A 12,813-nucleotide genomic window follows, 5' to 3' on the forward strand; every position below is an offset into this window, starting at 1 on the left:
CGTACGACACGGACACGGGTTCGAGGAGCGGTCACAGTGCAGCGCTGGCGTGGCTTGGAGGACATCCCCCAGGACTGGGGGCGCAGCGTCGTCACCATCGGTTCGTACGACGGGGTGCACCGCGGCCACCAGCTGATCATCCGGCACGCGGTCGAGCGCGCCCGTGACCTGGGCGTGCCCTCCGTCGTCGTCACCTTCGACCCGCATCCCAGCGAGGTCGTCCGCCCGGGCAGCCACCCGCCGCTGCTCGCCCCGCACCACCGCCGGGCCGAGCTGATGGCCGACCTGGGTGTGGACGCGGTGCTGATCCTCCCCTTCACGACCGAGTTCTCGAAGCTGTCGCCCGCGGACTTCGTCGTCAAGGTCCTGGTCGACAAGCTGCACGCCAAGGCGGTCGTCGAGGGCCCCAACTTCCGCTTCGGCCACAAGGCGGCGGGCGACGTCGAGTTCCTGACCGAGCAGGGCAAGGTCTACGACTTCGAGGTCGAGGTCGTCGACCTGTACGTGACCGGCGAGGCGGGCGGCGGCGAGCCGTTCTCCTCCACCCTGACCCGGCGCCTGGTCGCCGAGGGGGACGTGACCGGCGCCGGCGAGATCCTCGGCCGCCCGCACCGGGTGGAGGGCGTGGTCGTGCGCGGTGCCCAGCGGGGCCGTGAACTGGGCTTCCCCACGGCCAACGTCGAGACGCTGCCCCACACCGCGATCCCCGCCGACGGCGTCTACGCCGGCTGGCTCCACGCGGGCGGCGAGGCGATGCCGGCCGCCATCTCCGTGGGCACCAACCCGCAGTTCGACGGCACCGAGCGCACGGTGGAGGCGTACGCGATCGACCGCGTCGGCCTGGATCTGTACGGGCTGCACGTCGCCGTCGACTTCCTCGCCTTCGTCCGCGGCCAGGCGAAGTTCGACTCCCTGGAGGGGCTGCTGGAGCAGATGGCGCAGGACGTGAAGCGCTGCCGGGAGCTGGTGGCGGCGGCGGGGTAGCCGCGACTCGCGCGCACAGGAAGGGCGGCCGGTGTCCTGGGACACCGGCCGCCCTTCATGCTTCACCCGTCACGGCTCACTGCTGGTGCGGCGGCGGGGGAGGGGGCGGGGTCTGCCCGTCCGGACCCTGCGGGTGACCGGGGTGCGGGTGCGGTGGGTGGGGCTGGGGGTAGTGCTGCGGGTCGGGCTGCCCCTGCGGGGGATAGGCCTGCGGCGCCTGCGGGGCGTAGGGCTGGCCGGGGTGCGGCGGGTGGGGCTGGCCGGGGTGCTGGGGGTACTGCGAGGGTTGCTGGGCCTGCGGGGGCTGCGGGGGCTGCTGGGGGTACGGCTGGCCGGGAGGCATGGGCTGCCCCGGCATGGGCTGCCCCGGCATCGGCTGCCCGGGGAACTGCTGCCCCTGCACGGGCTGTTGGCCGGGCATGGGGTGTTGGCCGGGGATGGGCTGCCCGGGCATGGGCTGTCCGGGCATGGGCGGGGCGGCGACCGGCGGCGGGTTGCCGTCGTTGGTCCACAGGCCCTGAAGCTGCTGATGCCGGACGAAGTCCTCGGCGACCATGGCCGCCAGGTTGAAGTAGGCCTCCCGCACCTTCGGCCGCATCATGTCGAGGTCGACCTCCGCACCGGCGGCGAGATGCTCGTCGAACGGCACGACGATGACACCGCGGCACCGGGTCTCGAAGTGCCCGACGATGTCCTCGACCTTGATCATCTTGCCGGTCTCGCGCACACCGGAGATGACGGTGATGGACCGTGAGACGAGCTCCGAGTACCCGTGCGCGGACAGCCAGTCCAGCGTCGTGCTGGCGCTGCTCGCGCCGTCGACGGACGGCGTCGAGATGATGATCAGCTGGTCGGCGAGGTCCAGTACCCCGCGCATGGCGCTGTAGAGCAGGCCGGTGCCCGAGTCGGTGAGGATGACCGGGTACTGCTTGCCGAGCACGTCGATGGCGCGCCGGTAGTCCTCGTCGTTGAACGTGGTGGACACGGCCGGGTCGACGTCGTTGGCGATGATCTCCAGACCGGAGGCGGCCTGGGAGGTGAACCGCCTGATGTCCATGTAGGAGTTGAGGTACGGGATCGCCTGGACGAGGTCACGGATGGTCGCCCCGGTCTCACGCCGCACCCGGCGGCCGAGCGTGCCGGCGTCCGGGTTGGCGTCGATGGCGAGGATCTTGTCCTGCCGCTCGCTGGCGAGGGTCGAACCGAGCGCGGTGGTGGTCGTGGTCTTGCCCACGCCGCCCTTGAGGCTGATGACGGCGATGCGGTAGCAGGACAGCACGGGCGTCCGGATCAGCTCCAACTTCCGCTGCCGCTCCGCCTCTTCGCGCTTGCCTCCGATCCGGAACCGGGAGGACGCGGCGGCGGGCCGCCCGCTCTTCGGCTTCTGCTTCTTGTTGTTGAGCAGCCGATCGGAGGACAGCTCCACGGCCGCGGTGTAACCCAGCGGCGCGGCACCGGGGTTGACCATCTGCCGCTGATCATGCTGAACAGGCTGCGGCCATGCGGCACCGGCACGGGGGTCCACGGGCTGGGCTGCGGGGGGAGCCTGAGGCACGTCGGACTGAGGAGTGCCGTGCTGAGCCCAGGGGGCAGCACCGGGCGTCTCCGGGGCCTGGGGGTGCCCCATGGGCTGCTGGGGCTGCGGGAAGCCGTAGCCCGGCTGCGAGTGGGGCGCGGGTGCGGCGGGCGGCTGTGGCTGGTCCGCCGACGCAGGGGAGGGCTGCTGGTGAGGGGGGTGCGGGAACCCGTAGCCGGGCTGGGAGTTGACCGGCGGTGCGGCGGACGGCTGGGGGAAGCCATAACCGTCCGGGGCCTTGGCCGCCGAGGGCTGCGGGAAGCCGTAGCCCGGCTGCGAGTTGGGCGCGGGCGGGGCGGGCGGTTGCGGGGCCGGGGGCTGTGGTTGTTCCGCCGGTGCCTGGGAGGGCTGCTGGTGCGGGGGCTGGGGGAAGCCGTAGCCGGGCTGGGGGTTGGGCGTGGGCGCGGCGGGCGGCTGGGGGAAGCCGTGACTGTCCGGGGTAGTGGACGCCGCCGGGGGCTGTGACTCGTCCGCCGGTGCCGGGGAGGGCTGCTGGTGCGGGGGCTGGGGGAAGCCGTAGCCGGCCTGGGGGTTGGGCGCGGCGGGCGGCTGTGGGGCGGCCGGAGGCAGCGGGAAGCCGTGACCCTGCGGCGGGTGAGGCTGCGCGGCGGGCCCCGGCTGCGCGGGCGCGGGAGGCTGCGGGAACCCGTGACCGGCCTGCGGAGCGGCAGGTGGCGCGGGCGGCGGGTTCCAGGCCGCCGGAGGCGCGGTCGGCTGCGGCGCCGGCGCGGTGGCCGCCGGGTCCGTCTGCGGCGGTTGGGCCGGCCACTGTGCGGCCGGTGCCGGCGCGGCGGGCTGGTAGGACGGAGGCAGCGGCGGAACCCCGCTCTGAGGCACCGGCGGGGGAGTCCAGGCAGGCGGAGCGGCCGGAGCGTCGACGCTCGCGGGAGCGGCGTGCTGCGGCCCGGGGGCGTTCGCAGCCGGGGTGCCTTGGGGCTGGGCCTCGGCACCCTCCGGGAGGCCCGCGGGCGGGGCGTCCTGCGGCGCGGCGGCGTTCGTCGCCACATCGCCCTGAGGTTCGGGGGCGCTCGCCTGGAGGCCGTCCTGCGTTTCGGGGACGCTTGCAGGCAGCGTGTCCTGCGGCGCGGCGGGCTCGCTGACGGCCGCCACGGGAGCCGTGTCCTGCGGCTCGACCGCTTCCGCCGGGGCCGCGTCAGACGGCGTCTGCTGCGCGTCGGCGGGGGCGTCGCCCTGCGACGAGGCATCGTCGGAGACGGCAGCCACCGCGGGCTCCTCGCCGCCGACCGCCTCGGCCCCAGCGTCCACGTGTGCCGGGGCTTGCGCCGAAGCGTCCGGTCCACTCTCGGCAGCAGGGGACTCCTCCCCAGTGCCTTCTGTCTGCGCAGGCGTCTCCTCGGCAACGGCCGCTACGGGCAGGTCCGTCGAGGCGGCAGAGGAATCACCGGACTCATCAGCGGCCCCGGCCGCACTCGCCTCAGCGGCCTGCGCCTCAGCCGAGGCATCGGCGCCGCCAGGAGCGCCGGCGGACGCAGCGGCGGCCGCGTTCTCCGTGATCTCCCGCTTGAGAGCGGCCGCCGAGAAACGCATGGTGGCGCCGCTCTCGAGGTCCCCGTTCCCGGCGCCGGCCGACGCGTCACCGGAGGAGGCGTCGGCACCCGGGGCCCCGGACTGCACCCCCTGAGGCTCGACCCCGGTGCCCGAGGACGGCCCGGGCACGCTCGCCGCAGGAGGGGTGAACGGCGCCCCGGGCCCCGCCGGCGGAGCGAAGGGTGCCCCGGGCTCAGGAGGCGTGGGCGGCACGGGAGGAAGCGGAGGAGTGAACGGCGCCCCGGACGAGACGTTGGCGTGGGCCGGCGGAGCCAGCCCGGGAATGGGACCGTCGACGGGGAACTGCCCACCGGGCACCCCCGGACCAGCCGCCCCAGGCTGCGAGCCGTCTCCCGCCCCGGAACCGGAACCGGAACCGGCTCCGGCCCCCACCCCACCGTCCGAACCGGAAGCCGCAGCAGGGTGAGCAGCCCCGGGACCCGCAGCCCCGGGACCCGCAGCCGGGGGAGCCGCCGCAGGGCCCGCAGGGGAAGCCCCCTCAGCCCCCGACTCCGGAGTCGCAGGGGACGCCGTCCCCGAACCCGCCGCCGGAGACGCCGCCCCCGCCCCCCCGCCGGCCCCCGCCGCGTTCTGCGTGTACCAGGCAGGCGGCGCGTAGTCGATGGTGAACTCGCCCGTCGCCTCGACGGCGGACTCCGCGTCGGGCTGGTCATCGCCGGGTGTGGCCCAGCCCCCGCGGATCCCGTCCCGATCGCTGCTCACAGTTCCTCCTGGTGTGGTCGAGCACCCTCATGCCGTGCCGGGGCGACCAGTTCTTGTCGTCCGAAGTCGTTCGATGCCGAGGAAGTCCGAGCAGTGCACGCCCGCGCTGCGGGTCATACGGCCACCGGCTCTCCCCCTGAGACGCCGGCCACCTGTCCACGGGTTCTGGTGCCGCGCCCGCACCCAGCCTAATCACCAGCCACCCCACCCCGGCAGGCCCGCCCGCACCTTCGCACCAGTCCATCACGCCGACCGCTGCCTGACGCAAGCCAACTGCCCACACCGACCGGCCGGAAGCGAAGACGCAGACCGACCTCGGGCGCCCTTGCACCGCCGGACCACGCGCCGGATCGGACGACCCCTCAGTCCATCCGCCGAGGCGTCCCCAGCAGTCCGACCTCCGCGTCCGTGGGCTGCGTCATCACATACTGCCGGTCACGGTCCGAGCACCAGAGCGTCAATCCGTCCATGAGGGTGGGCAGGGCCTCCACATCCTCCCGGGACAGCGTCAACTCCCGTCCGAAATCGACCGCTTCGTCCGGCGAGATGCGCTGCACGCCCACGAGCCGGGCCTGCCGAATGAGGCGCGGCGCCACCGGACTGAGGTACGGCAACAGGGTGAGCACGGCCTGCCACGGGCCGGACGCCACGCGCCCGCGCGGCGGACGCATCCCGCAGTCCCGCACCACCAGCACCGGCGTGCCCGCCGAGGCGCCCTGCGGGGGCACCCGGCCCACCTCGTGCACCGCCAGGCCGTTCTGCCCGCCGCCCATGGCATGCACCATCTGCGCCCAGGCCTGCGGCCGCCCCGTCTCCACGGCCACCCGGGCCCCGGTCGCGGCGGCTCGCAGAGCCAGCACCTGCGCCGTCCACAGACCGCCGATCAGGACGACGTCGTACGGCGTGGGTCGGTTGAGGCCCAGAACGGCAGGCCGCCCCTCTGAGTCGACACCGATGACCACGCCGTCGTCCCCGATGGGAAGGGTCAGCGAGGCGAGTTGTTCCACGGTCGCCGAATGACGGCCGTGCCGTGGTCCGATCAGCCCGAAGCCGCCGCGCAGCAGCCGAGCCCCCAGGCGACCCGACGCGGGTTCAGGCCCACCGGGCGTGGTGGCCGCCCCAGCCGTCGACACCGTCACCGAACACCTCCGAGGGGCAGCGTGGCCAGGACGCCGGGAACCTGTTCCCGGTCGAGACGGGCGAGACCCGCACCGGTGTGCCGGGCCGCGCCCTGCACCGAACGCCGGGCCGCGACGAGTTCGTCGTCACTGCGTCCCGTCACCCGGACGTGCCCGGTGAGGGACACCTCCTGCCGGTCACCGCGCGTGAGGGTGACGCTGAACGTCGTGGTGAGGGCGGGGACCGCGGTGATCAGGGCGACGAACTGCGGGAGCGAAGGACCGGAACCGCCCCCCAGCGAGGGCCACCGCCGCAGCCAGTACGTGGTGTGCCGGCGGTTGTCGCACCGCCAACTGCGGCTTGATTCCTCGGTGCGCCGGTCCAGCGTTCCGGTCCGTTCCGCCTCCGCCGTCACCAGCGGGTTGGCGCACACCGATGTGGCGATGGCGGTCGTCAGCTGCTCCTCGTCCAGGACGGTCGCTCGGAACCCGGCCCCGGTGAGCCGGCTCGCGAGATGGTCGGCGACCCGCACCACGCACTTCTGCGCTCCGACGAGGCCGCCCCCGCGCGCGGCGACAGCCTCCGCGCACAGCTCAGGGTCCAGCTTCAGCGCGATCCACGTGATGCGCACCGCCGGGGCGCCCGTCTGCTCCTGCAGCGGCGCGTAGTTGGAGACGGCCACGGACTGCGGAGGCAGATGCAACGCCGGCGCGGGCTGGGTGTGCAGCACGATCTGAGCGGACTCCAGGCGGATCCCGTCCACCTCCAGCGCGTCGTGCACCAGTGCCAGCGGCAACGGCTGCCGGTCACGCTCGGCCCGCAACGCGGTCGCGTCCGCTTCCACCAGGAGGACGGCGGTGACGAACGTGCCGTCGCCGACGATCCCCACGGGACGCCGGTCACGCCCGCGATAGGTGTACGTCCGCAGGCTCGGGTCGCACTCCAGGGCCGGTCCGAAGCCCGGTTCGGTCCCGGGCGGCACCTCGAACTTTCGGGCGAACCGCTGCCGGGCCTTCAGCGCCCGCACAGTGGCCAGCCACTCCGGAAGGGAGCGGCCGCGACGACGCGCGACGGAGAGTGCCACCAGCGCGACGGCCACAACGCCCGCGACGACCAGGCCCACCGGACCGATCGCCCATCCGACGAGCAGGGCGGCGGCGGCGATCTCCCACAGAACGAGGCGTTGCAGCCGGAATGCCCCGCCCTGCCCTGAACGTGCCCTGATCTGGAGCGGACCCGAATTCGCCCTCTGCTGTGACGGGTCTGTCAGCGGCTCCGGGCCGCCCCGCGTCCGCGACCGGCCGGAGCGTACGCGCGTTCCCACGGCCATCACACGATCCCCCCGCTCTGCTCACGTCCCGCCCGCATTTCGGCACCGCACAGGGCACTTGACGGCCCCGGAACCTTACCCGCTCCCTGGGCGCCGTCCGACACCAGGCATAGTAGGGGGCTGCTCTGACATCGGGGCGGCGACAACGGCTCCGATGGTGCGGCCAGGCCGGAAACGGGGAGAGACAGAGACAGATGGCATCCCGGCGCGATCAGCTCAATGCCTACACCTTCGCGAAGCGCCGTACACTCGCGGCCTTTTTGCAGTCGTCGCCCGACGGGTCGGAGGAGGGAGCGCCACGACCGCTGCGCGCGATCCTGCCCGGCGCCATCGTGGGCGTCGTCGTCATGGCGGTCTTCGGGGCGTGGGGCATGTTCAAACCGACCGCGCCGAAAGGCTGGGACGAACCCAACGCCAAAGTGATCGTCGCCGACAAGTCGACCACGCGGTACGTCGTCCTGAAGACCGACGGCCAGGTGCAGCTCCATCCGGTCCTCAACATGGCGTCCGCGAAACTGCTTCTGGAGGAGGGCGGGGGAGACGTCGTCACCGTCGCCGAGTCCGTCCTCGACAACGGCAAGATCCCGCACGGCGTCACCATCGGCATTCCGTACGCGCCCGACCGGCTGCCCTCCCCCTCCGAGGCGGGCAGCGCGAAGCGCTGGGCGGTGTGCGAGCGCCCGAGCGCCGGCGGCGGCGACTCCGTGCAGAAGGCCGCTCTGGTGCTCTCCGCCCGTGACATGAAGGCGACCGACGGCAAGGGCCGCCTCACCGGCGGCCAACTGCTCTACGTGAGCGACCCCGACGGCAAACGCTATGTAGTCGACGCGGACGGCCGGGCGTACCCGATCGACAAGAGCGACGAGTTGTTGCTGCGTGCCGTGGTCGGCTCGGGCCGGCAGCCCCAGAAGGTGTCCGCGGAGTGGCTGGCCACCCTGCACCGGGGCGACGCGATCACGTTCCCCGACATCACCGGCCGACCGGGCGAGCCGGCCGACGCGCCGGGGCAACTGGACCAGTCGGCCGACAAGGTGGGCATGGTGCTCAAGGGGTTCGACAACAACCAGGAGCAGTACTACGTCGTCCTGCCCGGCCGGGTGGCGCCCGTCTCCGCCTTCGTCGCCCAACTCCTGCTGTTCAGCGAGGAACTGGCTCGCGTCGGCCAGGCCGGTCAGGCGCGCGAAGTCAGCCCCGGCGCGATCGTCCCGGGCCAGGCGTTCGGCACCGAGCACCGCTGGCCGACCGGCGACCCCACGCCCGTCAACGACGCCTCCGCGGCCTCCGGCAGCCGCAGCACGGTCTGCAACGTCCTGCGCGGCGTGGACGCCGGCTCCGGTGCCACGACCCTGAGCACCTGGGCGGGCACGGACTTCCCCGAGAAGCTGCCCGCCGGGTCCTCCAGCGCCTACGTCACCCCCGGCTCCGGCCAGCTCTACCGTCAGTTCCAGGGCGAGGCGACCAAGACCGGCCCCGTCTTCCTGGTCACCGACACGGGCCTGCGCTACGTCCTGCAGTCCAACTCGGACAGCGCCACGGACGACGCCGGCATCGGCACGACGGCCGAGCAGCGCAAGCAACTGCAGCAAGAGGCCCGACAGGCACAGAGCCGCCTCGGTTACAAGGACGTCGACCCGGCGCCGATCCCCGTCGCCTGGTCCAAGTTCCTGCCCACCGGCCCACGTCTGTCGACGGCCGCGGCACGCCAGCCGCAGGGCTCCTGAGAGGGGACGACAGTGTTGCGTACGACGCTGGTGGCGGCCGCGACCCTGGTGACGATGGCCACGGTCGTCGCACCGCCCGCCACGGCCGCGGACAAGCTGCCCTACTCGGACCAGTGCCAGTTCCCCAACGGCCTCTATCCGGGCCGCCCCTGGTCGCTGCAGCGTGTGCTCATGGAGGAGCTGTGGAGCCGTTCCAGAGGTGAAGGCGTGCGGGTGGCCGTCATCGACACGGGCGTCGACGTCAAGAACCCGCAGCTCACCGACGCGGTAGACGTGAAGAGCGGCCGGAACTTCCTGCCCAAGGGCCTCAAGGACGAGAACGGCGATCCGATCGAGCGGGGCAAGGAGAACGGCACGACGGACACCGTCGGCCACGGCACCAAGGTCGCCGGCATCATCGCGGCCCGCCCCGCCGAGGGCACCGGCTTCGTGGGCCTCGCTCCCGAAGCGACGATCATCCCGATCCAGCAGAACGACGCGGAGGGCCACGGCACCACCGACACCTTGGCCGACGCGATCCGCTACGCCATCCGGGCCAAGGCCGGGGTCATCAACATCTCCCAGGACACGGCCAACGCGATGAAGCCGTCCTCCACCCTGGAGAACGCGATCGACGAGGCACTCGCACAGAAGATCGTGGTCGTGGCGTCAGCCGGCAACGACGGCCTCGGCGGCCACGAGAAGAAGACCTACCCGGCCTCCTACGAGGGTGTCCTCGCGGTGGCGTCCTCCGACCGCAACAACGAACGCGCCTCCTTCTCCCAGTCCGGCGACTTCGTCGGCGTGGCGGCCCCCGGCGTCGACATGATCTCCACGGTCCCTCAGGGGGGTCACTGCTCGGACAACGGCACGAGTTTCTCCGCGCCGTACGTCGCGGGCGTCGCGGCCCTGCTCAAGGCGCGGCACCCCGACTGGACCGCTCGCCAGATCGTGGCTCAGATCGAGCAGACCGCCGAGCGCACGATCGCCGGCCACGACCGCCTGGTGGGCTGGGGCGTCGTCGACCCGGTCCGCGCTCTCACCGAGGACGACCACCCGATCGAGTCCCCCGACCCCCGGGAGGGCCTCGCCCGAGCGGAGGCCCCCACCGCGGCGGAGTTCCAGGTCGGTGAAACCCCTGACGAGCGGAACACCCGCCTCGCGACGTACGTCGCCGTGGCCGTGGCGGTACTCGTCGCGGGCCTCACCGGCACAGCGGTGGCGATCCGCGACGCGCGGCGGCGGGCGAGGAGGGTGGCGGGAGCCGAGCAAGCCGGCCAACTACCGGGGACCTGAAGGACAGATGCCGGCCGCTCAGTGTCGTGAGGAGTGTGTGAAGCCTCCATGACCTGTAGCACATTGGACGCAAAGGGCAGTTGGGAGTGGCGTAGGCAGTCAGTAGAGTGGTCGCGTTGCGGTCATGAACACTTGAGGAGTGCGGGCTGCTCAGGACAGCAGCGGAAAACGGGGAGGGAAAGCTTCGTGCTTCCTGCAGACATGGGCGGCGGATCCGCCGACGTACGGCGTGGCTTGATGGCGCTCTCGACGTTCAAGAAGCGAGTGGACGACCTGCTCAAGTCCTTCGAGGACTCAGCCGGCGGCTCGTCGAAGGTCGCGGCGCACAGCCTGTCGCAAACCGCTTTCGGCATGGGGAACTTCCCGGAAGCGAAGGCGCTCCACCTGGAGTACGAGCGCGTCCACGAGCGGATCACGTCACTGTCCAAGTCGCTCGGGCTTCAGCTGGAGGCGATGCAGATCGCCGTCCACGGCGTGGACGTCACCTTCGACAACCTCGACGAGGATCTTCGCTACCGGTTCCACGAGATCCGCGCCGAGGTCAACCAGGAACGCGACGAGATGCTGAACGAGCACGGCAAGCGCGGCAACGACGCCGACCACACTGACGCGGGGTACTGATGAGCGGTCAGAGCGACAGCAAGAAGCAGCCGGACCCCTACAAGGCCGAACGCCAGGAAGCCGCGCAGCAGAACGGCACTCTCGACGCGGTCATGAACATGCCCAAGGTCATCAATCCCTGGGGACTCAACAGCGGCTTCCACTTCGGCAAGACCAGCTTCGAGGGTTACGACCTCAACGAGATGATCGACATCGTCGAGTCCTCGAACCCCGAACTCGTGGAAAGCGCGGGCACCGCCCTCGTGGCCGCCCGGGACGCCATCACCAAGGCGGCCGAGGAACTCAGCCTCAACCTGGGTGACGTCGACTGGAAGGGCGAAGCCCACACCGCCTTCACGACCTGGGGCAACGACCTGGTCACCACGGCCTACGGCCTGGCCGACTACGCCGACGTCGTGGGCACCCAGGTCCTGGCCGCGAGCTCGGGACTCGCCTCCGTACGCAAGTCCATGCCGCCACGCGACGCCCGCACCGACCCCAAGAAGGTCGACGACATCCCCGAGGCCAAGCGGGTCGACAGCAACGACGAGTACACGGCAGCGGTGAAGGCGGAAGCCCACCGGCAGGAAGCCATCAACCAGATGTACCGGCTGGCGTCGTTCTACACGGTGTCGAGCGGAATGATGCAGACGGCCGAGGAACCGGTGTTCCCGAAGATGCCGGCTGCGGGGGTGCCGACGCCTCGAAGCCGCGACGGCGCGGAGCCCCCTGTCGCCGCGGAGCCCCGCTCCCTCGCGAGTACGAGCGTTTCGGAAGCCACGCGCCATCACTCGGTGAGCGCGTCGACAGAGCGCCCGCAGGCGGACGTTTCTCTGCCGACCGCCAAGGACACGGACGGCTCTGTCACGATCCCGGACCGGCACGTGGGTACGCAGATCGACAGCGTAGGAACCTTGCCGCCGCAGGAGACCGCGAAGCCAGCGCCCGTCACGTCGCCTACGACGTCTGGCCCCAACGTCACCCCAGTGGCAACGCCCGGCCCTATTGCGCCTGTTGCGGGACCGCCTGTATCGCGCGGTCCGGTCGGGCGCTCAGGCATCAGCGGCGTGCCGGCGGCCAGGACTCCTGCTACCTCACAGGGGCGACTCGGCGGTATGCCGCCTGCGGCCCAGGCCGGACGGACGGGAACCGGCTCCATGGGGCCGGTGGGACGTGCCGGCACACCGGGTCAGGTGGGCGGTCGTACGACCGGCCCCATGGGGCGAGGCGTTGTCGGCGGAGTACCCAAAGCCGCGGGACCGACGGCCAGGCAGACCGGTGGCGTTCCGCGGGGCCCCGTCACTGGCATGGGACCCGCGAACCCCGGGCGTACCGTTGCCGGCCGTGCCGGAGTGGCGCGTACCACCGATGGCGTCGTCGGTGGGCGTCCCGTCACCGGAGCCCCGCCTGGCACCAGCGGCTCCAGGGTCCCGCGGGGAACAGTCATCGGCGGTCAGAACACGCCCACCACGCTAGGCACGGGGGAGCGGCCGGGCCAGCGGGGAGTCGTCGGGGCGCCGGGTTCGACCACGGGCACGGGACAGACGCCCCGCCGCCCTGTCCCCAGCCCTGACAGGGCGGCGGGAACGCCGACGGGGCGAGCCACCGGATCCAGGAACGCCGGACGCGGGCCGGGCGGCACCGGTGTGACGCGCGACGCCGCAGGCAATCAGCGTTCCGGCGAGACGCGTGCGCGCCGTGAGAAGCGGCGCGACGGGTCGTCGTCGACCGACTGACCGGACAAGAGCGAGGACAGACAGAGACATGGTGGCAGGGAACAGCCGACGCGGAAGGTGGAGCGCGCCTTTCGCGTCACGGAACGGGAGACGGGTTTCCGCCGTCTGTTCAGCGCTTGGCGCCTTGGCAGTCCTGTCGGTAGGTCTGGCCCCGAGCGCGGCGACCGCGGACGTCCAGTCCCAGCAGTGGTACCTGTCGGC

At 72.3% G+C, this 12,813-nt stretch carries 8 protein-coding genes and 1 pseudogene; 5 read left to right on the top strand and 4 right to left on the bottom strand.

Annotation, left to right across the window (positions count from 1 at the left end):
* The first annotated feature begins 36 nt into the window (after positions 1 to 36).
* Complete coding sequence (locus ACIOC0_RS38610; protein ID WP_402161520.1) at positions 37 to 984, top strand: bifunctional riboflavin kinase/FAD synthetase; 948 nt, start codon at positions 37 to 39, stop codon at positions 982 to 984.
* Positions 985 to 1,060: 76 nt separating this feature from the next.
* Here ACIOC0_RS38610 and ACIOC0_RS38615 read toward each other — a convergent pair whose 3' ends face one another.
* From ACIOC0_RS38615 to eccE, 4 genes and pseudogenes are all read right to left on the bottom strand, one after another.
* On the bottom strand, positions 1,061 to 4,108 hold the full coding sequence (locus tag ACIOC0_RS38615) for an AAA family ATPase (protein WP_402161570.1): 3,048 nt from the start codon (positions 4,106 to 4,108) through the stop codon (positions 1,061 to 1,063).
* A 594-nt stretch (positions 4,109 to 4,702) separates the two neighbouring features.
* Positions 4,703 to 4,831 (bottom strand): annotated as a pseudogene (locus tag ACIOC0_RS38620) (SCO5717 family growth-regulating ATPase); the annotation flags it as partial.
* Between the two features lie 362 nt (positions 4,832 to 5,193).
* A complete protein-coding gene (locus ACIOC0_RS38625; RefSeq protein ID WP_402161522.1) occupies positions 5,194 to 5,964 on the bottom strand; it encodes a hypothetical protein in 771 nt (256 codons plus the stop codon).
* Between the two features lie 2 nt (positions 5,965 to 5,966).
* On the bottom strand, positions 5,967 to 7,280 hold the full coding sequence (gene eccE / locus ACIOC0_RS38630) for a type VII secretion protein EccE (RefSeq protein ID WP_402161525.1): 1,314 nt from the start codon (positions 7,278 to 7,280) through the stop codon (positions 5,967 to 5,969).
* Positions 7,281 to 7,474: 194 nt separating this feature from the next.
* Here eccE and eccB point away from each other — a divergent pair, with 194 nt between their 5' ends.
* The 4 genes from eccB to ACIOC0_RS38650 all read left to right on the top strand — a co-directional run bounded on the left by eccB (position 7,475) and on the right by ACIOC0_RS38650 (position 12,612).
* The gene (gene eccB / locus ACIOC0_RS38635) at positions 7,475 to 9,001 is read left to right on the top strand and encodes a type VII secretion protein EccB (protein WP_402161527.1); all 1,527 of its coding nucleotides are present in this window, start codon (positions 7,475 to 7,477) and stop codon (positions 8,999 to 9,001) included.
* Between the two features lie 54 nt (positions 9,002 to 9,055).
* A complete protein-coding gene (gene mycP / locus ACIOC0_RS38640) occupies positions 9,056 to 10,276 on the top strand; it encodes a type VII secretion-associated serine protease mycosin (RefSeq protein WP_402161573.1) in 1,221 nt (406 codons plus the stop codon).
* A gap of 186 nt (positions 10,277 to 10,462) precedes the next feature.
* Positions 10,463 to 10,897, top strand: coding sequence for a hypothetical protein (locus ACIOC0_RS38645; protein WP_402161529.1), 435 nt, complete (start codon positions 10,463 to 10,465; stop codon positions 10,895 to 10,897).
* Complete coding sequence (locus ACIOC0_RS38650) at positions 10,897 to 12,612, top strand: hypothetical protein (RefSeq protein WP_402161531.1); 1,716 nt, start codon at positions 10,897 to 10,899, stop codon at positions 12,610 to 12,612. The genes ACIOC0_RS38645 and ACIOC0_RS38650 overlap by 1 nt, the downstream gene beginning before the upstream one ends.
* Positions 12,613 to 12,813 lie beyond the last annotated feature (201 nt).

Origin of the sequence: Streptomyces sp. NPDC088254, from assembly GCF_044740925.1 — a bacterium.
Lineage (GTDB): Bacteria > Actinomycetota > Actinomycetes > Streptomycetales > Streptomycetaceae > Streptomyces.